Consider the following 25,511-nt stretch of genomic DNA (forward strand, 5'->3'; position numbering starts at 1 on the left):
GGCCGGGCGGGCCGGGCGGGCCGGGCGAGCCGGGCGGGCCGGGGCGGGGCTGACAACTCCTAACAAAATGACCTTGGCCGTATCGGTCCGTCCGGACGGTCGTCGATCTGCGCGTGAGGAAGGGTGAGCAGCCTTCGTGGATCGTCTCGGCGGTCCGCGCCGGTGAGCTCGTCCGCCCGCTTCGGATCGGCCGGGACCTTCCGCATCAGCAGCGTGTCGACGTGCACCAGCGCGGACTGGAGCAGATGCGGTGCGAGCATGCTGACCTCCTGGGGCTCCCTGTCCTGTCCGGCCAGGTCGCCGTCCTTGCCGCAGAAGAGGTCCTTTTCGCGGGATTCCGGTTCTCCACGACCCGAAGACCCTCGTGGATCTCCTGGCGCAGCCCGACATCGGCGAGGCAGTCGCAGACGAACGCCGACGGGGAGCTTCGCTTCGCGTCCGGGGCGGTGTGCGGGCGCGTCGGCTACGCCTGAGGTGACACGCCGAAGCGTAGGAAGCCGGCGATGCGGGGGGAGAACGTGAGCGGGGTCTGCTCGCCGAGCGACGAGCGCAGGCCCGCCGCCACCTCGGCGTCCGGCTCGCCGAACACCTCGAAGTGCTCCACCCGGCAGTACTTCATGACGTCCTGTATGAACGGGTCCGCGAGTTTCCAGTGCAGGCGGACCGCTTCGGAGTCCCGATAAAGCTGGAAGCTGTGCGCGAGCATCCGCTTCTCGTCCACGAAGGTCTGCACCATCAGCTGCGGGCCATGCTGCTGGGCGAACTCCACGGCTCGGGCGATGGCGTCGCGGAAATCCTCCAGGTGGCCGTCGGTGATTCGCATGGTGTTGCGGAAGAGGAGGATTGTTTCGTCCTGGTAGCTCATGACGCGGTCCGGCCTTCCTTCGCCGGCAGCTCGAACAGGCTCGAGAATCCCTGTTCGCCGTGGCCGTCGGCGATCCAACGGCGGCCGAAGCATCGCCGATCCCATGGAACCTGGGCCGAGCACGGTGACCCGGCTCGCCGCGGTGGTGACGTTGTCGGTCGCAGGTGTCGTCGTCGTCATGGTGTTCCCTTTCGTATCGGATTCGGATGGAGGGAATGGCCGTCGGCTCGACTCGGGAGGATCACCCGACAGCGGTCGTGTCGTGCTCACCGGTCGAGACCCGACGGCCTGTCGGGGTTGAGGATGCCGAAGCCTCCGTGTCAACGACGATCACGCACTACCGGTGAGCTGGGCGAACCGGCTTGGCGTACGTTCTCGTTCCGCCACACTCCGAGGGCCGGTACCTCGAGGTCAGCCGGCGAGCGCGGCGGCGATGGCCGGGCCGAACGCGGCGCCGAGCAGGTAGCAGAGGTTGAACTGGCCCATCGCCGTCGATCTGGAGCCGTCGGGCACCGCGGCGGCGGCGCGCGTCGCGAACGCCCCTTGTCCGGAGGCGGCGGCGAGGGAGGTGAGCGCCTGAGCGATGAGGAGGACGGCCGGCGAGACGCTGAGGCATGCCAGCCCCACGCCTGCCGCCGCCATCCCGGGGAAGAGCAGGGCGACGGCCTTCACCGGCGCTTTCGCGGTGGCGGCGATCATCCCGTAGGAGGCCAGCCCGCCGAACATCAGCGGCCACAGGATGGCGGCCCCCACCTGGCCGCCGGTCCAGTCCGCCTGTTCGGTGAGCAGGGCGGGCAGCAGGTAGATCATGCCGAAGTTGGTCGCGGCCAGCAGGAACGCCGATCCGGACATCAGGAGGAACACCGGAGCGCGGACGATCGACGCGGGCACGAATCCGTCACGCCTGGAGCGCAGGTGGAGCGCCAGCAGCCCACCGGTGGTCACGGCGGCGGCTCCCGCGACCGGCCATGAGTGGGGCACGAACACCAGCGCGGTGACCAACGCCGTCAGCAGCACCGCGCCCACCGGGTCGAAGGGCGCGTCCGGCGCCGAGCCGCCCGGTCTGTGGCGCAGCACGCCGGGAACCGCGAGCAGGCTCAGCGCGGGCAGGGCCAAGGCCGCCTGCCAGGACAACAGCTCTCCGGCCAGGTCGGCGATCAGCGGTGCGGTGGATCCGACCGTCGCCAGCGAGGCCGTGACGAGTCCCATGAAGCGCGCCGAGCGGGCGAGGCTCATGGCGATCGTGGTGAACCCCGCAGTGCCGAGCCCTTGAGCGACGCTGCCCAGGACGAGCGACGGCAGCGAGGGCACGGCCATCACGAGCACCGCGCCCAGGGCGACCAGCGCGGCACAGGTGAGCAGGGCCCGGCGTGTGCCCCGGTGGCTTTGCAGGCCCGCCATCAAGGGGGTGCCGATCGCGACGGCCCAGCCGAAGGCGGTGACGATCCAGGTCACGGCCTCCAGAGTCAGCCCGAGGTCGCGGGCGGCGTCGGGCAGGATGAGGCTGGGTCCGGCGATCCCGAAGGAGAGCGGGCCTGCCAGCAGGGCCGGCCAGGCCGCCGGGATCCCGCGGCCTGGAGTTTCGAGCTGACCCGGCGCTCCGGCGGAGGTGGTCCAGGAGCCGCTCATCTGCCCTCCCCGGTCGGGGACAGCACCGGGTAGTCGGTGTAGCCGCGGTGGTCGCCGCCGTAGAAGGTTCCGGGGTCGGCCTCGGTGTACGGGCCGCCCGCCGCGATCCGGGTGGGCAGGTCGGGGTTGGCGAGCCACAGCCGGCCGAAGGAGATCGCGTCGGCCAGCCCGGAGCGCAGTGCCTCGATCCCGTCCGCGGGTCTCGCCGGCTCGTCACCGCCGCCCGGGTGCGGGTTGAGGATGAGCGGGCCTTCCCACTCCGCCCGGATGAGCTTGGTCACGCCGCGTGTGCCGTTCTCCGAGACGTGCATGTACGCCAGGCCGTACGGTGCGAGCGCGCGGGCCAGCTCCGGGTAGAGGATTTCCGTGTCGGTCTCGTTCATGCCGTTGTAGGTGATGCCGGGGGAGACGCGGATGCCGGTGCGGCCTGGCCCGATCACGTCGGTGACGGCCCGCACGACCTCCACGGCGAACCTGAGGCGTCCGGCCGGCGAACCACCGTAGGCGTCGGTGCGCCGGTTGGTGTTGTCCGACAGGAACTGGTGGATCAGGTAGCCGCTGGCGCCGTGCAGCTCGACCGCGTCGAAGCCGGCGTCCATCGCCAGCCGGGCCGCGTTCGCGAAATCCTCGACCGCCTGATCGATGTCGGCCAGGGTCATCTCTCGCGGGGTGGGGTGCTCCAGCAGTCCTTGCGGGGTGTGAAGGCGCTCTCCGGAGCGGATCGCCGACGGAGCGAGAGGAAGCTCGCCCGCGGGATACAGGCAGGGATGACCGATGCGGCCGGAGTGCATGATCTGTACCGCGATGCGGCCGCCTCGCCGGTGTACCGCGTCGGTGACCAGCCGCCAGGCCGCTGCCTGCTCCGGCGAGTGCAGGCCCGGGGTGTCGATGTAGCCCTGGCCGATCACGCATGGCTGGGTGCCCTCGGTGATGATCAGGCCGGCGGCGGCGCGCTGGGCGTAGTACTCGGCGGTCAGTTCGCCGACGAGCCCGTCGCGCGCCCGGTTGCGCGTCATGGGCGCCATGACCAGGCGGTTGGGAAGATCGAGTTCGCCGATGGCAACCGTTGTGAGCAGCTCGTTCACGTCTCTTTCCTTATCACGGGATCGATGTCGTCCCGAGAGTAGGAAAAGGAGGTCGGAGGCCGAATCGGTAAGGTTTCGGTACTGGACTACTGGGATCGAGCACGTACCCCGGACGGCACGCCGTACGTACTCGTATCCGCGGACGAGAGGCGTGGTCGGTGCTGCACGGAAGGACGAGCGAGCAGGCCGCGATCAAGGACCTCGTGGAGGCCGCGCGTACGGGCCACAGCGGCGGTCTCGTCCTGCGCGGTGAGCCCGGCATCGGCAAATCGGCGTTGCTGGACTGGGCCGCCGAGTACTGCACCGGCAGCGGCGTGCGGATACTGAGGGCCACCGGCATCGAGACGGAGGCGGATCTCGCCTTCGCCGGGCTCGTCCAACTGCTCTGGCCGGTCCGGGAACATCTCGATGCCCTGCCGGGGACACAGGCGGACGCGCTGCGGGCGGTGCTCGGCTCGGGCGGCTCGCCCGGGCAGGACAGGTTCCTGTCCGGGCTGGCCGTGATGACCCTGCTGGCCTCTCTGGCCGACGACGGACCGCTGCTCTGCCTGGTCGACGACGCGCACTGGCTCGATCATGCCACCGCCGACGCACTGCTGTTCGCCGCCCGGCGCCTGACGGACGAGAGCGTGGCGCTGCTGTTCGCCGCGCGACAGGAGGGTTTCGCCGCCCCTGGTCTGCCCGAGGTCCGCCCGTCGAGGCTGTCGAAGGAGGACGCGGAACGCGTCCTGGCCCACCGGGGTCTGACCCCCGCGGCGCGGGAGCAGGTGATCGCCGAGTCGGAGGGAAACCCGCTGGCGCTGATCGAGTTCTCCTCCGAACGGAGGCGCTATCATTCGGCGGCCGGTCCGGTCCCGATCGCCGACCGGGTGCTCGCGTCCTTCCGCTCGCGCATCGCCCTGCTGCCCGACAGGACCCGCCTGATGATGCTGATGGCCGCCGCCGAGGGCCGTGGCGACCTGCCGATGCTGCTGAGCGCCGCGGACGCGCTCGGAGTGCGGCCGGAAGACCTGGAGGAGGCCGAGAAGGCCGGGCTGGTCGAGGTGAGTGCCGCGGCCATCGCCTTCCGCCATCCCCTGATCCGCACCGCCGCCTACCAGGGCGCGCCGCTGGCGCGACGGATCACCGTGCACCGGGCGCTGGCGGACGCGGCCACCGACGACGACTGCCGGGTCCGGCACCTCGCGGCGGCGGCGACCTCACCTGACGAGGGCCTGGCGGTGGCCTTGACGCGCGCCGCCGAACGAGCTCGCGGCCGGGCCGCCTTCGCCGCCGCCGCCGGGCTGTGGGAACAGGCCGCGACCTTCACCCCGCGCCCCCGCGACCGGGCCGCCCGGCTGGGCCAGGCGGCGGCGCTGGCGCTCTCGTCCGGCCATGCCGACCACGCCGCCGGCCTCGTCGGCCAGGCCGAGGGCCTGCTGGACGATCCCACGTCCCTCGCCACGCTGACCGAGATACGAGCGGCGGTGGAGTTCGAGCGGGGACAGGGCCGGTCGGCCGCCCGTCTCCTGTTGGAACGGTGTGCGGCTGCGGATCCGGTGCGCGCCGTGCCCATGCTGCGCACGGCGGCCGGGTACGCCTGGCTCTGCGGCGAGGCGGAGGTGATCCGGGGCGCGGCCGCGCGGCTGGCCGACATGAACACACAGGATCCGATGGTCCAGGGACTGGCGAGCCTGATCGACGACGACTACGCGCGCGGCCTGCCGCTGCTGGCACGGTTCGTCGCGCACACGCCGCTTGACGTCACCGGCCAAGCGCCGCGCACGCCGCCGGAGGGCGCCACCATGCCGTGGGCCGCGTTCTGCGCGATGGTCATGACCGACGACGACGCGGCCACCGCCCTCGCGGGCGCCGAGGTGACGCGGTTGCGCAGTCAGGGCCTGGTGGGGGCGCTGCCGCAGGTGCTGCAGGATCTGGCCGGAGTGCAGGTGCAGGCCGGCAGGCACCGTGACGCCGAGGCGTCCGTCGCGGAGGCCGTTCAGCTGGCTCGTGACACCGGGATGCACCAGCGCATGCCGCGGCTGCACTCGGTACTGGCCAGAGTGGCGGCGATCGAGGGCGACGAGCAACGTTGCGTCCGACTCGCCAGCGACCGGCCGGACGCCGGTGGCATGACCGGCCTCACCGCACTCTGCCTGCTCGACCTGGGACTCGGACGCTACGACCGGGTGCTGGAGCGGCTCGAGGCCGCGGCGCGAGGACCGCTGCGCCACCTGACGGTGCTGGTCACAGCCGGAGCCGAGCAGGTCGAGGCGGCCGTGCGGCTGGGCGAGCCCGAACGGGCCCAGGAGCCCCTGCGCCGCCTGGAAGCCTGGGCACGCGCCGGGAACCAGCCATGGGCCGAGGCGGTCAGTGCCCGCTGCCGCGGGCTGCTGAGTGACGACGAGGACGACTATCTGCGCGCCCTGGCGGCGCACCGGCGCGCGGACCGGCCTTTCGAACAGGCGCGCACCGAGCTGGTGTACGGCGAGTGGCTGCGCCGGGCCCGGCGCAGCAGCGACGCCCGCACCCCGCTGCGGGCGGCACTGAAGACCTTCGAGCGGTTGCGGGCCGCGCCGTGGCGGGTGCGGACGGAGGCGGAGCTGAGGGCGACAGGAGAGTCCGTCCTGGCCGCCCGGCCGACGGCCGCCGACCCGCTGGAGAGGCTCACGCCCCAGGAACTCCAGGTCGTACGTCTGGCCAGGGACGGGAGCACAAGCCGGGAGATCGCCGCGCACCTGTTCCTCAGCCCGCGCACGATAGAGCACCACCTTTATCGGGCCTACCGCAAACTCGGCATCCGGTCACGCCGGGAGCTGGCCCGTCTCGACCTCACCTGAGCCACGCCGGCATTCGCGCAGCCGCGCTCTTGGCCTCCGAACAGGAGCAGCTCGGCGAGCCGGGCTTGCTGTCACATTTCTTGTAGTCGTCCGAGCGAGGGGGCTACCCGAGGCGAGAGCTGACCGATATCCCTTACGACTCCCAACATCAGGAACTCCCACGGGATCGCGGTGTAGAGCACGAACAGGATGCGGCACAGGGCCTTGCGGTCATCCAGCCGCCTGCGCCGGGGTAGCGCGGGCACGTGACCCGTGGCCGGACCGCGTGGCTCACGCCACGGCCCCCGCCCCGGCGAGCGCGCATACCGGCCGGGTGCGGCGCAGGTAGGAACGGGCGGCCACGGCCAGGGCGACGCCGTACACGGCGAAGGCGCCGAGCCCGAACCAGATCACCAGCAGGGCGTCCCCCGAGGTGGGGAAATCCCCCCGGGGGACGGCCACCACACCTGTCGTGCCGAGCGCGGCGTAGACGAGCCCGGCCACCCCGTAGGGGGCGAGCGTGGCGACACCGACCAGCGCGGGGGCCAGCGGCAGCCAGCGGGGCACCCGCCTGCCGCGCAGGGCGAGCGTCCACCTGGGGAACACCTGTCCCCACGGCCTGACCAGCCCGAGGATGAGGAACACGCCCAGCGCGGCCAGCAGCGCCGTGACGTCGACGCCCCAGCGCTCCAGGGTCAGCATGAGCCCCGAGGCGCCGTTGCGCTCCATCGTCGCCGTCATCTCCGCCCCGCCGACACCGGCGAAGGTGCCGCCCAGCGCCCATGTCGTCTTCATCGCCGCGTACGGCAGGAACGCCGCCGCGCCCAGGTAGGCCGTCAGGCGGACGCGCCGCGAAGCCGGTACGGGCTCCGGCCCGCCCCGCACGACCGAGAGCGCGGCCGGGCGGACGGCCGGAGACGCGACCGAAGGGTCGGCCGTGGACGCGGTCGGAGGGTCGGCCGCGGGAACGGCCGGGGACGTGTGCACGGAGCCGCACCGCGGGCAGGTCCCGTACGCGGCCGAGCGGTAGGCGCGGGCCGTGGCGACGAGCAGCACCACGCCGATCGCGGCGAGTGCCCGGTTGGCGGTCGCCGTCCAGCTGCCGACGGCCTGGGCGAAGACGAGCGTGATCACATCCATGAGCAGGCCGAACGCGGCCACACCGCTCACCACGCAGAGCCCGGCCAGCGTGGCGAGCACCACCGCCCGGGGGATGCGCGGATCCGGCCGTACCGCGGCCGGGACCGTGATCACCGTCACGGCGGCCACGGCCACGACGACCCAGTTCAGGGCGACCGGCAGCGGTTCGGCGGCACGGTGGAAGAGCGCCGACCCGGCCGACGTCGAGATCAGCCCGAACCCCCCGTACACCAGCGCCCAGCCGAGGGCCGCGTACCCCGCCCGGTGCGCCGACGGCCGCCGTCCCCCGACGGGAACCGGCACGCCCGCCGCCCGCGCGTCCCGGGCCGTGATCCGGCCACCGTCCTCCGCCGTGGTCGGCTCCCGGAACGGTTCGGCGGCTCGCGGCACGTTCGTCATGTACCGGACGGTAGACCGGGGCCGCTGTGCCGACGCTGAGACGCACTGAGAGGACTCACAGGCTTCCCGCGGGCGGCGTGGCGAGGTCGCCGTGCCGGTGCCGTCCGGCCGTCCGGGACCGGCCGACCGCCTCAAGTCGGCTCCAGTGCGTTTCCAGAAGAGCTCAAGTCGTGATCGTCATTGTCTTCACAGGGCCGTAGAGCACGGCTCCGTACGACCAGATGGGACGTGTCATGAACGACATGCTGAAGATCGACGACCTTCCCGCCGGGGTCTCCCCGCTCACCGGCGACGACCTGGACGTCGTCGCGGGCTCGGGCATCAGCGCGGGCATGAAGCCCGGTTCGGGCTACCTCTGCACCGCCCTGAACGACGACGGGACCACCGACTGCAAGATGACCTGATCCCCTCGGTGACCTGGCCTCGACGGCCATGACCGGGTCCCGGCGGTGACGGCCGGCCGGGGACGACCGGCCGATCAGGTACGGCCGGACCCTCCGTCCGGCCGCCCGGTGAACGACGGGGCCGGTGTCCGCGGGCACCGGCCCCACCCCACGACGGCGAAGGAGCACGTGACCGTGTTGTTGATCATCAGCAGCGCCCGCGACGACTCGGTTCACGCCGTGCTGCCCGGCCTCCGGGAGCGCGGCGTGCCCCTGCTGTGGTGGGACGAGGCCGACTACCCCGGGGCCTCCACCCTCACCACGAGCCTCGTCGGCGGGCGCTGGCGGCAGACGCTGACCTACCGGGGCGAGACGTACGACCTGTCGGCGGTGACCGCGGTCTGGGACCGCCGCCCCGGCACACCGTCCGCGCCCGAGGTGCCGGAACCCTCGCAGCGGGCGTTCGCCGAGCACGTGGCCAAGGTGGCGCTCACCGGCGCGTACGACCTCATGGTGGGGGCGCGCTGGATGCCGGTGCGCCCGCACCGGGGCGCGGCGATCGACAACAAGCTGCTGCACCTGTACCGGGCCGTGGAACTGGGGTTCGACGTGGTCGACACGGTCGTGACGAACGACCCGGACGAGCTCGTCCCGGCGTGGAACCGCGCCGGTGGCCGCCTCATCACCAAGACGCTCGACGCCCGCCCGTTCACGCTGGACGGTGAGCCGCGTCACCTCTACACCACGGTGGTGCCCCGGCGGCGGCTGTCGGGCCGGCACCGGCTCCGGTACGGCCCGGCGATGCTGCAGCCCAACCTGCCGAAGGCGTACGAGCTGCGGGTGACCGTGGTCGGCGAGCGCGTGTTCGCCGCCCGCATCGACTCCCAGGCCTCCCGGCTGACCGCCGTCGACTGGCGGCACTACGACGACCCCAACGTGGGCTACTCCGCCTACGACCTCCCGCCGGACGTCGCGGAGCGCTGCGTCCGCCTGGTCGCGGGGCTCGGCCTGAGCTTCGGCGCCCTGGACCTCGTCGTCACGCCCGACGGCCGGTACGTCTTCCTGGAACTCAACATCGGCGGGCAGTGGGCCTTCGTCGAGATGCTGACCGGCCTGCCCATCGGTGACGCGATCGCCGACTGGCTCGCCGACGCCACCGCCCGTCCCCGTCCCGAGGATCCCACCGATGCCCGCTGACCAGAGCACGCCCTTTCTCCGGACCGGCGCCGTGCCCGCCACCCTCGCCCGCAGCGCCTTCGCGGCCGACCTCGCCGACGCGGTCGCCCTCCTGCGCTCCCTGCCGACCGCCCGGGACGCGGCGGACGACGCCCACCGGTCCGTACGGGACTGGGGCGCCCGGCGGCCGTGGCTGCGCGCCCAGCTCGTGGTCGACGAGCCGCCGGGAGCGACCAGGATCGGCCACGACCTGCTCCTCGACCACCCCGAGGGCGGCACCGTCGCGCTGTCGGCCGAGGTGGACGACGGCGTTCCCTGGCTCGTCGACCACTCCACCCACTGGGCCGCGGCCCACGTCCTCAGCGTCGACGGCACCGGGCTCTCGATCACCGCGGCGCTGTCCACCATCCGCGCGCTCGGCGCCCGCGACCGGCGGCTGCACGAGCGGCTGGTGGACCACCGCATCGTCCTCGACGAGCTGCGGGACGAGCCACCGGCGACCACCGCCGAGACGCAGCGGGCCGCCGACGAGTTCCGCAGGCGGCGCGGGCTCACCGGCCGCGCGCAGACGCTGGAGTGGCTCGCCGACACCGGTATGTCCGAGGAGGTGTTCTGGGACCACGTCAGGACGCAGGCGCTCGTCGCCCGGGTCCGCGAGCGCTTCGCCGGCGAACCCGCCCGGCGCCGTCTCGCCGAACACGCCGGGGACTTCGCGCTGCGGCGTGCCGCGTGGGTGACCGGGCCCCGGCCGGACGCGCTGCGCGCCCTCGCCGACGGCCCGGTGACCGGGTTCACTGACCGGGTGACCACGGCACTGCTGCCCGCGTCCGGGACCGGGACCGGGAGCGGGACCGCGGACGCGTACCGGACCGGACTCCCGGCCCCCCGGGACGCCGACGCGCGGGGGCTGGAGCTGCGGGTCACCGCGGCGCTCACCCCCGCGCTGCCCGAGCCCCTGCGCGCCGTGCCCGCGGGCACGGCGATCGGGCCGGTCCCCTACGACGGCGGCCACCTGGCCGGGGTCGTGTACGAGGTCGTCCCGGCCGACCCCGAGGCTCCGGAGGTGCTCGACGCAGCGCGCGACGCGGCCTTCCAGGCCTGGCTGGACGAGCGGCGGCGCACGGCCGACATCAGGTGGTTCTGGCTGTGAGGAGACGAGTGCCGCTGCGGATGCAGCTCGCCCGCAGCGACTGCGGTGCCGCCTGCCTGTCCATGGTGCTCGGCGGGCTGGGGCGCCGTACCGGCATGGCGGAGGTGCGCGAGCACCTCGCCGAGGGCGTCGACGGGGCGAGCCTGCGTGACATGATCCAGGCCGGTGCCCGCTTCGGGCTGCGGCTGCGCGCCTGCCGCGCCCCGATGGACACCGTCGCGGGGCTTCCCGCGCCGTTCATCGCGCTGTGGGAGGACAACCACTTCGTCGTGGTCGAGCACGCCACCCCGCGCGGTGTCCTCGTCCTCGACCCGGCGCGCGGGCGGCGGCGGTTGTCCCCGCGGCAGTTCGAGGCCGGGTACTCCGGCACGGTGCTGCTCGCCGACGCCCCCGACGGGCTCGTCCCCGCCGTCCGGTCCCGGCCGTGGCGGGTGTTCCGCCCGCTGGTGAGACCCGCGCTGGCGAACCGCGGGCTGATCGTGGCCGTGCTGCTGGCCTCGCTCGGCGCACAGCTCCTCGGGCTGGCCGTGCCGCTGTTCACCAAGCTCGTGGTGGACCGGCCGGTGGAGGCGGGCGTGACGACGCTCGCGGCGGCGGCCCTGTGCGTCGTCCTCGCGCACGCGCTGCTGTCGTGGACCCGCGCCCGGGTGCTGATCAGGTTGCAGACCTCGGTGGCGGGCGAGGTGATGCGCGGGCTCGTCGGTCACACGCTGGCCCTGCCGTACCGCTTCTTCCAGCGCCGGTCCAGCGGTGACCTGCTGAGCAGGCTCAGCGGGGTGGCGATGCTGCGCGACCTGCTCACCGAACGGTCGCTGACCTTCCTGTTCGACCTGTTCACCGCCGTGTCGTACGTGACCCTGCTGCTCGTGGCCTCGCCCGGGCTGGCGCTGCTGACGCTCACGGCCGCCGCCGCCCAGGCCACCGTGGTACTGGCCACGGCCCGGCGCGGGATGCACCTGGCCCTGGCCGCGCTGCACACCGGCGCCACCACCCAGTCGATCCTGATCGACGGTCTCACCGGCATCGAGGCGGTCAAGGCCTCCGGCGGCGAGGCGGCCGTCGTCGCCCGCTGGCGCGAGCACCACGACGAGGAGCTGGCCGCCGGGGCGGCCCGTGACCGGCACGTGGCCGGGGTGCAGGCGGCGAGCAACGCCGTGCAGCTGGCGCTCCACCTGGGACTGCTCGTCGCCGTGTTCGCCACCGCCGGCGGTGGCGCGACGCTGGGCGACCGGCTCGCCCTGGTGTCCCTGGCCGTCTCGGCGACCACGCCGCTCGCGTCGCTGCTCGGCATCGTGTACCAGCTCCAGCTCGCCGCCGCGCACATCGGGCGGATCGCCGACCTGATGGGCACGGCGCCCGAACCGGCGGGCGGTCTCCGGCCGGAGGGCGGGCTGCGCGGCGACATCACCGTCACCGGGCTCAGCACCGGCTACGACGCCCGCACGCCGGTGCTGCGGGACGTCTGTCTGCGCATCCCGGCCGGCGCCAGGGTCGCGATCGTCGGCGCGTCCGGGTCGGGCAAGACCACGCTGGGACGCGTGCTGGTCGGGCTGGTGGAGCCGGCCGCCGGGCAGGTCCGCTTCGACGGGACGCCGCTGGAGGAGCTCGACCGGCAGTGGCTCCGCCGTCAGGTGGGGGTGGTCACCCAGCAGCCGCACCTGTTCGCCGGCACCGTCGGGGACAACATCACCGGCTTCTCCGGGCCGGGCGGGCAGGAGACCGAGCACGCCGCCCGCATGGCCGAGATCCACGACGAGATCGTGCGGCTCCCGCAGGGCTACGGCACCGACATCGGCGAGGGGGGCTCGCGCCTGTCCGGCGGGCAGCGCCAGCGGCTCGCCCTGGCCCGCGCGCTCTTCCGCCGCCCGCGGATCCTGCTGCTGGACGAGCCGACCGCCAGCCTGGACGCGGTCACCGAGGAGCGCATCCGCCGCAACCTGCTCGGTCTCGGGCAGACGCAGGTGATCATCGCCCACCGGCTGTCGACCGTCCAGGACGCCGACCTGATCGTCGTGCTCGACCGCGGCCGGGTGGTCGAGACCGGCACCCACCGGTGGCTGATGGCCCGCGACGGCCACTACGCCGACCTGGTCCGCCACCAGCACCGGACGGCCGATCCCGGCACGGAACCGGTCCCCGCCGACTCGCCGCTACCGCCGTAGGCGGCGGCTCCCCACCGGGCGAAATCGTTTTGCCTTTATAGACCTCTGAGGTATAAAAGCGACAGGTCGATATTCGGACGACGCTGACGGCAGAGGGAAACGGGTCACGGGTGAGCGCTGAACCGGCCGGACTCGACTTCTCCGTCCTGGGCCCGCTGACCGTGTCCCGCCGGGGGGAACGGCTCGTCCTCGGCGGCCCCCGCGTCAAGGCCCTGGTCGCGACCCTGCTCATCGCGCAGGGCAAGATGATCACGACCGACCGCATCGTCGACGCGATCTGGGGGGAGCAGGCCCCCGACAGCGGCGTGGCCACCCTCTACACGTACGTCACCAAACTGAGGAAGGTCCTGGAGCCGGACCGGCCCCCACGCTCGGCCACGGGCCTGCTCGTCCGCCAGGGACCGGGCTACGCCCTTCGCGTCAGGCCGGAGTCGGTGGACTCCGAGCGCTTCGTCGCCATGGCCGAGCGCGGCGCGCGGCTCCTGGCCGACGACCCTCCGGCCGCCGCGGAGACCCTCGCGACCGCGCTCGCGCTGTGGCGCGGGCCCGCGTACGCCGACCTCGGCGACACCGACGTGGCGAGCGCCGAGATCGCCCGGCTGGAGAACGCCCGGCTGGCCGCCCGCCAGGACCACGCGGCGGCCCTGCTGGCGATGGGCACGGCCGTCCAGGCGGTGGGCGAGCTGGAGGCGCTGGTGCGCGAGCACCCGCTGGCCGAGCGGTCCTGGGAGCTGCTCGCGCTCGCCCTGTACCGCGACGGGCGGCAGGGGGAGTCCCTGGCCGCCCTGCGCACGGCGCGCGAGCGGCTGAGCGAGGACCTCGGCGTGGACCCCGGCCCCTCGCTGCGCGCCATGGAGACGGCGCTGCTCCGGCAGGACCCCGCCCTGGACCGGCGGACTCCGAAGGAGACGGCGCGGCTCGCCGAACCGGAGCGGCGGCCGGCCCGCCCGAGACTGCCGGTGCCGCTGACCCGCCTCGTGGGACGCGACGCCGCCGTGAACACGGTCACGGACCTGCTCGCCGCGAACCGGCTGGTGACGATCACCGGCCTGGGCGGCACCGGCAAGAGCCGGACGGCCCTGGAGGTCGCCCGGCGACACGGCGACGGGAACGGGGACGGGGACGGCCCGTGGCTGGTCCTGCTCGCGGACGTGACCGACGCGGGGCTGCTGCCGGCCACGATCGGCGCGGCGATGGGCGTGGCCATCACGGGCAGCGCCGACCACCTCGCCGCCTCGATCGGCGACCGGGACACGCTGCTGGTCCTCGACAACTGCGAGCACCTGATCGACGCGGTCGCCCCGCTGGCGGAGACGCTGTTGTCCCGCTGCCCCGGCCTGCGGCTGCTCGCCACGAGCCGGGAGCCGCTGGCCGTCGCGGGAGAGACCACCTGGGACCTGCCGCCGCTCGACCCCGACGGGGCGGCCGTCGAGCTCTTCGTCGAACGCTCCCTCGCCGTCCGCCCCGGTCAGCGCCCCCGGCACGACGAGCGGAAGCTCGTCGCCAGGATCTGCCGGGAGCTGGACGGCCTCCCCCTGGCCATCGAGCTCGCGGCGGCCCAGACGCGGGTCCTGTCCCTGGAGCAGATCGCCGACGGGCTCGGCGACCGGTTCGCGCTGCTGACCACCGGCTCCCGTACCGCTCCGGAGCGCCACCGGAGCCTGGAGGCCGCCATCGCCTCCAGCGTGCGCCTGCTCACCCCGGCCGAGGCGGAGCTGCTCGGCTGCCTGAGCCTCTTCGAGGGCGGGTTCGACCTGGAGGCGGCCGAACGGGTGGCGGGACCCCCGGCGGTGCTGCACAGGCTGAGCGGTCTCGTCGCCAAGTCGCTGGTCACGGTGGACGGCACCGCCCTGCCCCGGCGCTACCGGATGCTGGAGACCATCCGGCAGTACGCCCTGCGCACCCTGCCCGCCGGCGAGCGTGCCCGGTGGGCCGACCGCCACCTCGCCTGGGCGGTGGAACTGGCCGAGACGGCCGGACGGCGCCTGCGCACCTTCGATAGCGCGCTGTGGACGCGCAGGCTCCGCCACGAGCAGGCGAACACGCGGGCCGCCCTCCGCCACGCCCTGACCAAGGGCGACGGGGACGCCGCGCTGCGCGTCACCGGCGCGCTGTCGTGGTTCTGGTACCGCAACGGCGACGTGCACGAGGGCATCGCACGGCTGTCCGAGGCCCTCGACCTCGCGGACGCGGGCCACCCCGGACGGGGACAGGCGCTGATCGGCCGGGCGATGCTCCGCTACCTGGCGGGCGACCCGTTCACCGGGAACGACGACGTCGAGCTGGCGCTGCGGGAGGCCGAGGCGTCCGGTGACGTCGAGGTCCTGGCCCGTGCCCTGCCGTACCGGGCGTTCTTCCTCCAGCTCAGCGGCGACCCGGGCCGGGCCCGGCTCGCGCTCGCCGAGGGCTGGAAGCACGTGCAGGCGACCGGGCTGTCCTGGGTCGAGGCCGAGCTGACGATGGTCCGCGGGCAGATCACCAGGGTGGCGGGCGATCCGCTGCTCGCCATCGAGCAGCTCATGCAGGCCTCCGCCCTGGCCGAGTCCTGCGGCCACGACTGGGCGTACTGCTCCTCGGCCTGGATCGGCGCCAAGGTCGCCATGGACCTGGGCGACGCCGACCGGGCGGTGCAGCAGATGGCCCGCATGGTCGTGCACCTGGACCGCGTACAGGACGTGACCTCCTGGCTGGCCTGCGCCCACGTGCTCGCCGGGGCCCTCGGCATGGCGGGCCGGGCCGTGGACGGCGCGGTGCTCCTGGGCGCGGTCTCGGCCATCGGCTCCCGGGTCGGCTACTCCCCCGAGCTGATGGACCCGCTGGACGGCCCCCGCAACGTGGCCGCCGTGCGCTCCACCCTCTCGCCGGAGGCGTACGACGAGGCGACGGCCATGGGTGCCAGCCTGACGAACGACGACGTCACCGCGATGGCGCGCCGCCTCGTCGCGACCGCCCCGGGCGACGGCGCCCGGCGGACCGCACTGCGCCACGAGCGTTCCTGAGCCCCACGGCACGCGCCGGGTACGCGCGGCCGGGGGCACACACCGGTACGCGTGATCGGTGGAGGCGCGCCGGGTGCTCGCGGTCGGCGAAAGCGCGCCGGGTGCGCGCGATCAGGAGGGGCGCGGCGTGGCGCGCAGCAGGTCGAGCTCCTCGTTCATCGCGTCGAGGAAGGCGGCCGCGACGCGCAGCTCGTCCGGGCTGAAGCGCCGCAGCGCGTTGTCCGTGCCGCGGCCGAGCGGCCGGAAGAAGGCCGCGGCGAACTCCTTGGCCGCGTCGAGGTAGTGCAGGTGGATCACGCGCCGGTCGTGCACGTCGCGGACCCGGCGGATGTGCCCGGCCCGTTCCAGCCTGTCCAGGCACGCGGTGACCGCGCCCGAGGTCAGGTTCAGCTCCTGCCGTAGCCGGCTCGGGGTGATCGGCGACGGGGAGTCGAAGATCGTGACGAGGGCCTGGACGTCGGTGATGTGCAGCCCGTGCTCGTGGGCGAACTCGTGGGCGATGCGGTTGAACTCGGTGTTCATCCGGCGCAGCCGTACCGCGAAGGAGTGCAGGTCGATGCCTTCCCCGCTGTCGCCGGTCATGAGGCCATGCTACATTAACTCAATCATTGGCTATCTCAATCATTGAGTTACATGGCGTCACGAAAGGCGGTCTCATGGCGCGGCGATCGATCCGCCTGCTCGTACCGGCACTGCTGGTGCTGGTCTGGCTGGCCGTCGGCGGGGGGCTCGGCCCGTTCGCCGGCAGGCTCGCCGAGGTGTCCACCGACGATCAGGCCGCGTTCCTGCCCCAGAGCGCGGAGTCGACGCGCGTGCTGGAGACGCAGGAGCGCTTCCGCGAGGGCATCGCACAGCCGCTCATCGTGGTGTGGACGGCCGAGGGGAACGTCACCCCCGGGCAGACCACCGAGGCGACCCGGGCGCTCGCCTCGCTGCGCGGGACGGCGGGCGTCGTCGGGACGCCCACGCCCGCCATCGGGTCCGACGACGGCCGGGCGCTGCAGGGCGTGGTCCAGCTCAGCCCCGACCTCGGCGACTCGCTCGAACAGACCCTGGACCGGATCGGCTCGGCGGTGGCGGTCGACGGCCTGCAGGCCAGGCTCGCGGGACCGGCGGCCACCCGGGCCGACCTGTCCGACGCCTTCGCCGGGATCGACGGCCTGCTGCTCGGGGTGGCACTGATCACCGTGCTGGTCATCCTGCTGGCGGTGTACCGGAGCGTGCTGCTGCCCCTGATCATCATCGCCGGCGCGGTCTTCGCCCTGGGCCTGGCGTGCGCCCTGGTGTACGTCCTGGCCGACCGCGACATCGTCCGGGTCGACGGCCAGGTGCAGGGCATCCTGTTCATCCTGGTCATCGGCGCGGCCACCGACTACGCGTTGCTGCTGACCGCCCGCTTCCGGGAGGAACTGGCCGCGACCGGCGACCGTGTCGCCGCGGGCCGCGTCGCGCTGCGGCGCTCGTTCGAACCGATCGTCGCCAGCGCCGCCACGGTGGCCCTGGCCCTGCTCGCGCTGCTGCTCAGCGGCCTGACCAACAACCGGGCGCTCGGCCCGGTGGGCGCCATCGGCATCGTGTGCGCCGCCCTCAGCGCCCTCACCTTCCTGCCCGCCGCGCTCGTCCTGCTGGGCCGAGTCGCCCTGTGGCCGACGAAGCCGCGCCCGGCCGACCTCCCGGCCGGCTTTTCCACGGACCACCCGGACGCCCCCTCGGCGGACCACTCGGACGACCGTTCGGTGGAGCACCCGGACGGCGTCCCTGCGCGCCACCCGGACGGCTCCCCGGCGGGCCACCGGGCCCGTCGATCGGCCGGGGGCGGGGCCCGCGGGATCTGGGGCCGGGTGGCCGGCCTGGTCGACCGCCGTCCGCGCCGGCTCTGGATCGCGACCGTCCTGCCCCTGATCGGCCTCGCCCTCTTCGCGCCGCAGCTGAACGCCGCGGGCGTACCGCTGGACGAGACCTTCGTGAACGACGCGCCGTCGGTGGCGGCGCAGGCGGCGCTGAGCGAGCACTTCCCCGGAGGCTCGGGACAGCCCGCGGTCATCGTCGTCCCGGCCGAGCGCGCCACGGCCGTACGGGACGCGGCCCGCGGCGTCGAGGGCGTCTCCGACGCCTCGGTGGTGAGCCGGAGCGGGCGCCCGGGCGATGACTCCCCCAAGGTCGTCGACGGGCTCGCGCTGGTGGAGGCGACGCTGAAGGACGCGCCGGACGGCGACGCCGCCCAGGACACGGTCAGGCGGCTGCGCACCGCGCTCTCCGCCGAGAACGGCGTCCTGGTCGGCGGGTACAGCGCCCAGCGGTACGACACGACCGAGACCGCGGAGAAGGACACGCTGCTCATCGTCCCGGTCGTGCTGGCGATCATCCTGCTCATCCTGATCGTCCTGCTGCGCTCGCTGGTGACGCCCGTGCTCCTGGTGGTCACCGTGGCGCTGAACTTCCTGGCCACCCTCGGCGTCTCCACCCTGGTCTTCACGCACCTGTTCGGCTTCACCGGCGTCGACGCGTCCGTGCCGCTGTACGGCTTCGTCTTCCTGGTCGCGCTGGGGGTGGACTACAACATCTTCCTCATGTCCAGGGTGCGCGAGGAGACCGCGAACCACGGGGCGCGTCAGGGCGTGCTGCGCGGGCTGGTCACCACCGGCGGAGTGATCACCTCCGCGGGCGTCGTGCTCGCCGCCACCTTCGCCGCGCTGGTGGTGATCCCCCTGGCCTTCCTCGCCCAGATCGCCTTCATCGTGGCCTTCGGCGTCCTGCTCGACACCCTGGTGGTGCGGTCCCTGCTGGTACCGGCACTGGTCCGGGACCTGGGCCCCCGAGCCTGGTGGCCCAGCCGCCTGGGCCGTACCGGGACACGGCAGGAGTCCAGGGAACCGGCCGGGGTGTCGGGGTGAGTGCCGGCCCGGGCGAGGGCGGCGTCCCCCGTGGACGCCGTCCCGCCCGATGAACCGCCCTGGACGCGTCCCCGGAAGGCGTCCAGGGCGGACATCTCGTCCCGTCGACCGCTGGCGGGCGGAGGGCGGCGGACGGTAGAACGAGATCATGGACAGTCGCACGCTCACCGACCGCCTCGCCCGCGCCGTCGAACAGGACCGGGTGCCCGGCCTGCACGCCGTCGTCGTCGCCCACCGCGGCAGGGTGGTCCTGGAGCACTACGGCGAGGGCGAGGACTTCAGGCTCGGTGAGCCGCTCGGCCACGTGCGCTTCACGCCGGACACCCTCCATGACGTCCGCTCGATCTCCAAGAGCGTCGTCGGCCTCCTGTACGGCGTCGCCCTGGCCGACGGCCACGTACCCGAACCGCGCGAGCCGCTGCTCCGGCACTTCCCCGAGTACCCCGACCTCGCCGAGGACCCCCGGCGCGCCGCGCTGACGGTCGAGCACGCGCTCACGATGACCCTCGGCCTGGAGTGGGACGAGAACGTCCCCTACACGAGCCCGGCCAACAGCGAGCTCGCGATGGAGCTCGCCCCCGACCGCTACCGCTACGTCCTGGAACGGCCGATCGTGGACGAGCCCGGCGTCCGCCGCTCCTACTGCGGGGGCGCCACGGCGCTGCTGGCGCGGCTCATCGAGAAGGGCACGGGGTCGGCGCTGGCGGACTACGCGCGCGAAAGGCTGTTCGAGCCGCTGGGGATCACGCGCTTCGCGTGGACGACCGGCACGGACGGGACGGCCATGGCCGCGGCCGGTCTGCGGCTGACCCCCCGCGGCCTCCTGGCGATCGGAGGGCTCGTCCTCGACGGGGGCAGGGACCTCGTACCCGCGTCCTGGCTGGCGGCGGCACTGCACCCGCACGTACGGCGCGACGAGAACTCCTGCTACGGCTACCACTGGTACACCGGTGAGGGATGGGTGGGCGCGTTCGGCAACGGCGGCCAGCGGATCCACGTGGCGCCCCCGCTGGACCTCGTGGTCGCCATCACCGCCGGAGAGTACGACCACCCCGACCAGCGGACCGCCCCGGCCGTGCTCGACGAGGTGATCCTCCCGGGAGTCGAGCGCTGAACCGCACCGGCGACGCCACCGTCCCACCTCGCCCGGCCGCAGCGAAACGTGGTCGCGGCCCCCTCGTTCACCAGGGTGCGAACCTGCCGCGCGGTCCGGCCCTGTGGTGCGACCCCCGGTGACGGAATCCGAGGCCTTCACCCGCCCCTCGCCGGGTGGGTCCGGCCCGGCTGGACTCTCCCACCGTGGGAGACCCCATGCTGTCTCCAGCGGTCCTCGGCGGTTGATCATGCAGGTGTCAGAGGTGAGGACGGTGTGACCATCCGCGCGTCGGCCGAGGAGAGCGACCCATGACCATCGTGAAGGGCGTCGAGGCCCGCGGCACGCACCACTGCGAGACCACGGCGCTGGGGGTGCTGCTACGGCACGAGGGACTCGACCTGTCCGAGCCCATGCTGTTCGGGCTGGGCTCGGGGCTGTCCTTCGTCTACTGGGACCGCAAGGACATGCCACTCCCCTTCGTCGGGGGCCGCGTCAAGCCCTTCGACCTCACCAGGAACCTGGCCGCCAGGCTGGGGCTGAGGTTGACGGTCGAGGAGACCACCTCACCGCGCAAGGCGTGGGAGAACGTGGCCGCCCCCATCGACGCCGGCCGGCCGGTCGGCCTTCAGCTCGACTGCTACCACCTGGACTACTTCCGCTCCAAGGTGCACTTCGGCGGCCATGTCGTCGCCATGTACGGCTACGACGAGCACGTCGCCTACCTCGTGGACACCGAGCAGCAGGGAGGAGCCGTGCGCACCCCCCTGGCCGGCCTCGCCATGGCGCGCGCCGAACGCGGCCCGATGACCGCCAGGAACCGATCCTTCACCGTCACCCTGCCGACCCGCCCGCTCTCCTGGCAGGACCGGATCATCCCCGCCGTCAAGGACTGCGCCGACGCCTTCCTCGCCGCTCCCATCGCGAACCTGGGCCACCGCGGCATCGAGAAGGCCGCCGGGCTGGTACCCGGATGGCTGCTGCGCGCCGGCGAACCGCGACAGGACCTGCCGCAGGCCGCTCTCCTCATGGAGAGGGGCGGCACCGGCGGCGCCCTGTTCCGCGTCCTCTACCGTGACTTCCTCGACGAGTGCACCCGGCTGATCGACGACGACGGCCTCCGCACCGGTCACCGGCTGTACGCCGAGGCCGCCACCCTGTGGACGGACGTGTCCGCCCTGATCGAGAAGGCCGGGGAGAGCGGCGACGCGGAGTACCTCACGCGGGCCGGCGTCATCCTCCACGATCTCTCACGCATCGAGAGGGAGGCCATGCAGGTGCTGAGCCGGTTGTAGGCCGGAGGACGGCCGTGGCCGAGGGCCGTGAGCCGGTCCGTGCGGGACGGCGCCGGCCGGTGGAGGTGCCGGCGGGATGGTCGGCACCTCCGCCGGTTCGTCGTCGAGCACGGCGCGTGTCCCATCTCCGAGGAGACCGGGATCAGAAGGAGCGGCGGTGGTAGGTGCCCCAGTCGAAGTCGCCGGAGCGGCCCTCGCCGATGCGGACGCGGAAGCCGTCGAAGCCGCCCTTGGCGCTGTAGCTGAACTTCCACTCGCGGTGGCCGCCGGTGCTGAAGCGGCGGTTGTGCCAGCCACGGTCGTCGTGGTGGGAGAAGTCGATGAAGGTGTTCTCCCGGTCGCGGTCGCGGTCCCAGGTCTTGATGTCGAAGTGGTAGCGGCCGTTGGAGTAGTACCAGTAGCCCTTGTAGTAGGAGCGCTCGCCGCGCGACTCGCCGTCGCCGAAGCCGGAGTGGCCGGAGAACCAGTGCTTGGTGTACTGCGCCTGGGCGACCGAAGCCGTACCCGCCGTGGCGGTGGTGGCGGCCTGGGCGGGGGCGGCGACACCGGTGGCCAGCGCGCCGGCCAGAGCCGTGCCGACAAGGATGCTGCGAAGCTTACGCATGAGGGATTTCCTTCGGGTGAGCGATCTGTCTTGTCTGCGCCCGGTGCGCTTTCTCGGTGCTGCGCGTTCCGGACAGCACCGACATTAGGCAGGAGAGAAGTCCCGTTCTGCGTACAAACGCACACACAAGAGCAAGCGTGCACTACGACACAAACGGCCCCACTCTTCCCCTGAGCAACACCCCGCACGACCGGACGCCCTCCGGCGAAGCCGGAAGTCCCCGCACGATCCCCGCCCGGTATGTCTGTTCTCGGCCTGGAGCCGTAAGCGGAGGGGACTTCGGGAAGAAATCCGGCGGATCCTGTCGAGGACCGGTGCCCGCCGTTCGTCACACGGACGAAGCATCCCTTCCACCCATGAGGAGCGACGATGAGGTACGCGATGCTGATCTGCGGTGACGACCGCGAGTGGGCCACGCTGTCCCCGGCCGACGAGGAGGACGTGATGAAGCAGGTCTACGCGTGGTTCGAGCGGTGGCAGCCGACCGGCAAGATCATCGATGGTGGTGCCGAGCTGCAGCCCCGGCAGACGGCCAAGACGGTACGCGCCGACGCGGACGGCCGGCCGGTGATCACCGACGGGCCGTACCTGGAACTCAAGGAGGTCATCGGCGCGATCGTCCTGCTGGAGTGCGACGACGTCGACGAGGCCACGCGGATCGCGGCCACCTGGCCGTTCGCCGCCGGGATGAGCGCGCTGGAGGTCCGCCCGGTGATGAGCCACGAATAACGGTGCGGTGGGATCCGTCCGATGGTGAGCCGCGAACAGCGGTGGAGATCCGTCCGGTCGTGAGCCGCGAACAGCGGTGACGCTGAGGCGCCGGTCTCACGACCGGCGTCTCAGCTCACCCACCCGGCGCGACATCAGCTCCCGTTCGGCCGGGTTCGTCGCCAGCTCCAGAGCCCGCTCCGCCGCCGTCAGCGCCTCTGCCGGACGGCCGAGCGCGGCCAGCAGGTCGGCCCGGGCCGCGTGCCACAGGTGGTAGCCGGCGAGCCGGTCCCCGAGCGCGTCGACCTCGTCCAGCGCCGGGGCCGGGCCCACCGCGAACCGCGTGGCCACCGCCCGGTTCAGCAGCACCACCGGCGACGGGTCCAGCGCGTACAGCCGGTCGTACAGCGCCCGCACGTCGGTCCAGCCGGTGGCCTCGTACGAGGTGGCGAGGGCGTGCAGCGCGGCGATGCCGGCCTGCAGCTGGTACGGCCCGGTCCGGCCCTGGCGCACCGCCGCCCGCAGCCGCAGCGCGGCCCGTTCGATCGCCGCCCTGTCCCACAGGCGCCGGTCCTGCCGGTCGAGCAGGACGATGCGGCCCCACGAGTCGAACCGCGCGCCGGCACGGGCGTGGTGCAGCTCCAGCAACGCCGCGAGGCCCGCGGCCTCCGGCTCACCGGGCAGCAGTCCGGCGAGCCGGCGCGCCAGCTCGACCCCCTCGAGGGCCAGCTCGCGCCGCTGGGCGGACCGGCTCGCGGACAGATACCCCTCGTTGAACACCAGGTAGATCACCGAGAGCACGGCCGGCAACCGGTCGCCGTACTCGTGCGGCTGTGGCACCTCGAACCGGACGCCGCGCTCCCGCAGCCGGCGCTTGGCCCGGGAAAGCCGCTGCGCCATCGTCGTCGGCGGCACCAGGAACGCGGCGGCGATCTCGGCCGTGCTCAGGCCACCGGCGGCGTACAGCGTCAGCGCGACCCGGGCCGGCTCGGCGAGGTCCGGGTGGCAGCACGCGAAGATCATGGCCAGCCGATCGTCCACGCCCGGTTCCGGCGGCGGTTCCGCGGCCAGCCGTGCCACCTTCTCGCGGCCGACGGCGTCGCGGCGCAGCCGGTCCAGCGCCTTGCGCCAGCCCGTGGTGACCAGCCAGCCGGTGGGGCTGTCGGGCACCCCCTCACCGGGCCAGCGCTTGAGCGCCTCGGCCAGCGCGTCCGACAGCGCCTCCTCGGCCCGGTCGAAGTCGCCGAGACGCCTGCTGAGCGCGCCGAGCATGCCGGCCGCGTCCGTCCGCCAGATCCGGTCCAGCAGTTCCGCCACATCACCCACCCCACCAGGGTGCAGCACCCGCGGGACCGAGACGTCCCTTCCCCGCCCGTGACCCTCCGCCCGGGGCCGCGCTCTCGGCTCACCGCAGTGACCTCGCGCGGCTCGGCGCTGCTCCGACGCCACCCGGCCGACGGCGGAGAGGCTCATGCGTTCCGCGCCAGCCGGGCGGCCCGGCCGTGGAGGTAGCGCTGCTGCGGGATGCTGGTGCTCCGCCGGGCGGCCTCGGCGTACGCGGTCCGGGCGGCCTCGACGTCCCCGGCCATCTCCAGCAGGTGGGCCGACACGGCGTGAAACCGCGGGTGGTCGGCGATCCGCGGGTCGGCGGCGACCTCGGTCAGCCGTGCCCTGGCCACGTCGGCGCCGTCGGCCATGGCCATGGCGACGACATGGTTCAGCGCGACCACCGGATTGTCCGACACCCGCAGCAGCGCCTCGTACAGCGCCCGGATCTGGGCCCAGTCGGTGGCCTCGGCCGTCGGGGCCTCGTCGTGCAGGGCCGCGATGGCGGCCTGGATCTGGTACGGCCCGGGGTTGTGGTGGGCCACGGCGGCGGTGAGCAGGGCGACGCCCTCGCGGATGTACGCGGCGTTCCACCGGCCGCGGTCCTGTTCGTTCATCGGCACCAGGTCGCCGTGCTCGTCGGTCCGGGCCGGCCGGCGCGCGTCGGTCAGCAGCATCAGCGCCAGCAGGCCCGTGACCTCGTCGTCGTCCGGCAGGCTCCGGTGCACCATCCGGGTCAGCCGGATGGCCTCCGCGGTCAGGTCGCCGCGCTGCAGGTTCTCCCCGGCGGTGGTCGCGTAGCCCTCGTTGAAGATCAGGTAGAGCACCTGCAGGACGACCCCCAGGCGCTGGGCGTAGGCGTCGCCACCGGGCATCGAGAAGCGCGCGCCGCTGTCCCGGACGGCCTTCTTCGCCCGGGTGATCCGGCGGGTCATCGTCGCCTCGGACACCAGGAAGGCCCGGGCGATCTCGGCGGTGGTCAGCCCGCCGACCGCTCGGAGGGTGAGGGCGATCTGGGCCGCCGGGTCCAGCGCGGGGTGGCAGCACAGGAAGAGCAGGACCAGGCTGTCGTCCTTGTCCGCCGGGACGGCCTCGTCGACCGCGGACGTCTCCAGTGGATAGGTCCACGCGGCCGCGGTCTCCTCCCGCCGCCGCCGGGCCAGCTCGGCCCGTAGCAGGTCGGTCATCCGGCGCGAGGCGACCGTGGTCAGCCAGGCGCGCGGGTTGTCCGGTACGCCGGAGCGGCTCCACTCCGCGGCGGCCTGCAACAGCGCCTCCTGGGTGGCGTCCTCGGCCACCGCGAACTGCCCGTACCTCCGGACGAGCGTGCCGAGCACCTGGGGCGCCAGCCGGCGCCACAGGTCCTCGGTCACTTCGGTCCCGGTCATCGCCTCAGACGTCGTCGGCGACGTACTCGTCGATCGGGCGGACGTCGGCGAACGCCGCGGCCCGGACGTGCTCCGGTACCGGGCAGTTGGCGAACTCGGCCGCGATCTCGGTGGCCCGGTCGAAGCTGTCGCACTGAACGATCCAGTAGCCGGCCAGCACCTCCTGGGTCTCGGCGTACGGGCCGTCGGTGACGATCGGCGCACCGGCGGAGCCGTTCTGCACCCGGCGGGTGTGCACCGGCGCAGCCAGCGCCCGGGTCTCCACCAGTTCGCCGGACTCGGTGAGCCGCCGGTTGAGTTCGCCCATGAAGGCGCCCATGGCGGCGAAGTCCTCCGGGGTCCACGCGGGAAGGCCCGTGTCCTGGCCGGCCATGTCGTCGTAGTCCTGCTGCGAACCGTAGGTCAAGATCATGTACT

At 73.3% G+C, this 25,511-nt stretch carries 20 protein-coding genes; 10 read left to right on the forward strand and 10 right to left on the reverse strand.

Going from position 1 to position 25,511, the window contains the following annotated elements:
- Nucleotides 1-59 precede the first annotated feature (59 nt).
- The 4 genes from ACZ6RT_RS11225 to ACZ6RT_RS11240 form a co-directional block, all read right to left on the reverse strand.
- Nucleotides 60-260, reverse strand: coding sequence for a hypothetical protein (locus ACZ6RT_RS11225; protein WP_470153158.1), 201 nt, complete (start codon nt 258-260; stop codon nt 60-62).
- Between the two features lie 203 nt (nt 261-463).
- Nucleotides 464-1,045, reverse strand: a complete 582-nt coding sequence (locus ACZ6RT_RS11230; RefSeq protein ID WP_470153160.1) for a hypothetical protein — start codon at nt 1,043-1,045, stop codon at nt 464-466.
- A 231-nt stretch (nt 1,046-1,276) separates the two neighbouring features.
- Nucleotides 1,277-2,494, reverse strand: a complete 1,218-nt coding sequence (locus ACZ6RT_RS11235; RefSeq protein WP_470153161.1) for an MFS transporter — start codon at nt 2,492-2,494, stop codon at nt 1,277-1,279.
- Nucleotides 2,491-3,579, reverse strand: a complete 1,089-nt coding sequence (locus ACZ6RT_RS11240) for an alkene reductase (protein ID WP_399189623.1) — start codon at nt 3,577-3,579, stop codon at nt 2,491-2,493. Before ACZ6RT_RS11240 ends, ACZ6RT_RS11235 begins: the two co-directional genes overlap by 4 nt.
- A 158-nt stretch (nt 3,580-3,737) precedes the next feature.
- Here ACZ6RT_RS11240 and ACZ6RT_RS11245 point away from each other — a divergent pair, with 158 nt between their 5' ends.
- A complete protein-coding gene (locus tag ACZ6RT_RS11245) occupies nt 3,738-6,398 on the forward strand; it encodes an ATP-binding protein (protein WP_470153163.1) in 2,661 nt (886 codons plus the stop codon).
- A gap of 270 nt (nt 6,399-6,668) precedes the next feature.
- Here the strand turns inward: ACZ6RT_RS11245 and ACZ6RT_RS11250 are convergent, their stop codons facing one another.
- A complete protein-coding gene (locus ACZ6RT_RS11250; RefSeq protein WP_470153164.1) occupies nt 6,669-7,916 on the reverse strand; it encodes a hypothetical protein in 1,248 nt (415 codons plus the stop codon).
- Between the two features lie 233 nt (nt 7,917-8,149).
- Here ACZ6RT_RS11250 and ACZ6RT_RS11255 point away from each other — a divergent pair, with 233 nt between their 5' ends.
- From ACZ6RT_RS11255 to ACZ6RT_RS11275, 5 genes are all read left to right on the forward strand, one after another.
- Entirely contained in the window at nt 8,150-8,320 is a 171-nt protein-coding gene (locus tag ACZ6RT_RS11255; protein ID WP_399189629.1) for a hypothetical protein, read from the forward strand.
- 168 nt (nt 8,321-8,488) lie between these two features.
- Nucleotides 8,489-9,496 (forward strand): MvdC/MvdD family ATP grasp protein, encoded by a 1,008-nt coding sequence (locus tag ACZ6RT_RS11260; protein WP_399189631.1) that lies wholly within the window; start codon nt 8,489-8,491, stop codon nt 9,494-9,496.
- A complete protein-coding gene (locus tag ACZ6RT_RS11265; protein ID WP_470153165.1) occupies nt 9,486-10,625 on the forward strand; it encodes a TIGR04500 family putative peptide maturation system protein in 1,140 nt (379 codons plus the stop codon). Before ACZ6RT_RS11260 ends, ACZ6RT_RS11265 begins: the two co-directional genes overlap by 11 nt.
- Entirely contained in the window at nt 10,622-12,787 is a 2,166-nt protein-coding gene (locus ACZ6RT_RS11270) for a peptidase domain-containing ABC transporter (RefSeq protein WP_470153167.1), read from the forward strand. The genes ACZ6RT_RS11265 and ACZ6RT_RS11270 overlap by 4 nt, the downstream gene beginning before the upstream one ends.
- A gap of 110 nt (nt 12,788-12,897) precedes the next feature.
- Complete coding sequence (locus ACZ6RT_RS11275; protein ID WP_470153168.1) at nt 12,898-15,786, forward strand: AfsR/SARP family transcriptional regulator; 2,889 nt, start codon at nt 12,898-12,900, stop codon at nt 15,784-15,786.
- 111 nt (nt 15,787-15,897) lie between these two features.
- On the opposite strand, the gene ACZ6RT_RS11280 is transcribed toward ACZ6RT_RS11275, so the two are convergent.
- Nucleotides 15,898-16,368 (reverse strand): MarR family winged helix-turn-helix transcriptional regulator, encoded by a 471-nt coding sequence (locus ACZ6RT_RS11280; RefSeq protein WP_399189639.1) that lies wholly within the window; start codon nt 16,366-16,368, stop codon nt 15,898-15,900.
- A 74-nt stretch (nt 16,369-16,442) separates the two neighbouring features.
- Here ACZ6RT_RS11280 and ACZ6RT_RS11285 point away from each other — a divergent pair, with 74 nt between their 5' ends.
- The 3 genes from ACZ6RT_RS11285 to ACZ6RT_RS11295 all read left to right on the forward strand — a co-directional run bounded on the left by ACZ6RT_RS11285 (nt 16,443) and on the right by ACZ6RT_RS11295 (nt 21,068).
- Nucleotides 16,443-18,680 carry an MMPL family transporter gene (locus tag ACZ6RT_RS11285; protein ID WP_470153171.1) on the forward strand — a complete coding sequence of 746 codons (2,238 nt, stop codon included), beginning with the start codon at nt 16,443-16,445 and terminating at the stop codon, nt 18,678-18,680.
- 148 nt (nt 18,681-18,828) lie between these two features.
- Nucleotides 18,829-19,794 carry a serine hydrolase domain-containing protein gene (locus ACZ6RT_RS11290; protein ID WP_399189643.1) on the forward strand — a complete coding sequence of 322 codons (966 nt, stop codon included), beginning with the start codon at nt 18,829-18,831 and terminating at the stop codon, nt 19,792-19,794.
- A gap of 290 nt (nt 19,795-20,084) precedes the next feature.
- Nucleotides 20,085-21,068 carry a BtrH N-terminal domain-containing protein gene (locus ACZ6RT_RS11295; RefSeq protein ID WP_470153173.1) on the forward strand — a complete coding sequence of 328 codons (984 nt, stop codon included), beginning with the start codon at nt 20,085-20,087 and terminating at the stop codon, nt 21,066-21,068.
- 142 nt (nt 21,069-21,210) lie between these two features.
- Here the strand turns inward: ACZ6RT_RS11295 and ACZ6RT_RS11300 are convergent, their stop codons facing one another.
- Nucleotides 21,211-21,672, reverse strand: a complete 462-nt coding sequence (locus tag ACZ6RT_RS11300; protein WP_470153175.1) for a hypothetical protein — start codon at nt 21,670-21,672, stop codon at nt 21,211-21,213.
- Nucleotides 21,673-22,041: 369 nt separating this feature from the next.
- Here ACZ6RT_RS11300 and ACZ6RT_RS11305 point away from each other — a divergent pair, with 369 nt between their 5' ends.
- A complete protein-coding gene (locus ACZ6RT_RS11305; protein ID WP_470153177.1) occupies nt 22,042-22,401 on the forward strand; it encodes a YciI family protein in 360 nt (119 codons plus the stop codon).
- A 96-nt stretch (nt 22,402-22,497) separates the two neighbouring features.
- On the opposite strand, the gene ACZ6RT_RS11310 is transcribed toward ACZ6RT_RS11305, so the two are convergent.
- The 3 genes from ACZ6RT_RS11310 to ACZ6RT_RS11320 form a co-directional block, all read right to left on the reverse strand.
- Nucleotides 22,498-23,706: an RNA polymerase sigma factor gene (locus ACZ6RT_RS11310; protein WP_399189654.1), complete on the reverse strand. Its 1,209-nt coding sequence runs from the start codon at nt 23,704-23,706 to the stop codon at nt 22,498-22,500.
- Nucleotides 23,707-23,849: 143 nt separating this feature from the next.
- The gene (locus ACZ6RT_RS11315) at nt 23,850-25,094 is read right to left on the reverse strand and encodes an RNA polymerase sigma factor (RefSeq protein ID WP_470153178.1); all 1,245 of its coding nucleotides are present in this window, start codon (nt 25,092-25,094) and stop codon (nt 23,850-23,852) included.
- 4 nt (nt 25,095-25,098) lie between these two features.
- Nucleotides 25,099-25,506, reverse strand: coding sequence for a YciI family protein (locus ACZ6RT_RS11320; protein WP_470153180.1), 408 nt, complete (start codon nt 25,504-25,506; stop codon nt 25,099-25,101).
- Nucleotides 25,507-25,511 lie beyond the last annotated feature (5 nt).

The organism is Streptosporangium sp. NPDC050148 (assembly GCF_055586505.1).

Coding starts and splice junctions, on each gene's coding strand:
- ACZ6RT_RS11225 (WP_470153158.1), bottom strand. CDS start 260: ATGCTCGCACCGCATCTGCTCCAGTCCGCGCTGGTGCACGTCGACACG.
- ACZ6RT_RS11230 (WP_470153160.1), bottom strand. CDS start 1,045: ATGACGACGACGACACCTGCGACCGACAACGTCACCACCGCGGCGAGC.
- ACZ6RT_RS11235 (WP_470153161.1), bottom strand. CDS start 2,494: ATGAGCGGCTCCTGGACCACCTCCGCCGGAGCGCCGGGTCAGCTCGAA.
- ACZ6RT_RS11250 (WP_470153164.1), bottom strand. CDS start 7,916: ATGACGAACGTGCCGCGAGCCGCCGAACCGTTCCGGGAGCCGACCACG.
- ACZ6RT_RS11255 (WP_399189629.1), top strand. CDS start 8,150: ATGAACGACATGCTGAAGATCGACGACCTTCCCGCCGGGGTCTCCCCG.
- ACZ6RT_RS11265 (WP_470153165.1), top strand. CDS start 9,486: ATGCCCGCTGACCAGAGCACGCCCTTTCTCCGGACCGGCGCCGTGCCC.
- ACZ6RT_RS11280 (WP_399189639.1), bottom strand. CDS start 16,368: ATGACCGGCGACAGCGGGGAAGGCATCGACCTGCACTCCTTCGCGGTA.
- ACZ6RT_RS11285 (WP_470153171.1), top strand. CDS start 16,443: ATGGCGCGGCGATCGATCCGCCTGCTCGTACCGGCACTGCTGGTGCTG.
- ACZ6RT_RS11290 (WP_399189643.1), top strand. CDS start 18,829: ATGGACAGTCGCACGCTCACCGACCGCCTCGCCCGCGCCGTCGAACAG.
- ACZ6RT_RS11295 (WP_470153173.1), top strand. CDS start 20,085: ATGACCATCGTGAAGGGCGTCGAGGCCCGCGGCACGCACCACTGCGAG.
- ACZ6RT_RS11300 (WP_470153175.1), bottom strand. CDS start 21,672: ATGCGTAAGCTTCGCAGCATCCTTGTCGGCACGGCTCTGGCCGGCGCG.
- ACZ6RT_RS11305 (WP_470153177.1), top strand. CDS start 22,042: ATGAGGTACGCGATGCTGATCTGCGGTGACGACCGCGAGTGGGCCACG.
- ACZ6RT_RS11315 (WP_470153178.1), bottom strand. CDS start 25,094: ATGACCGGGACCGAAGTGACCGAGGACCTGTGGCGCCGGCTGGCGCCC.
- ACZ6RT_RS11320 (WP_470153180.1), bottom strand. CDS start 25,506: ATGATCTTGACCTACGGTTCGCAGCAGGACTACGACGACATGGCCGGC.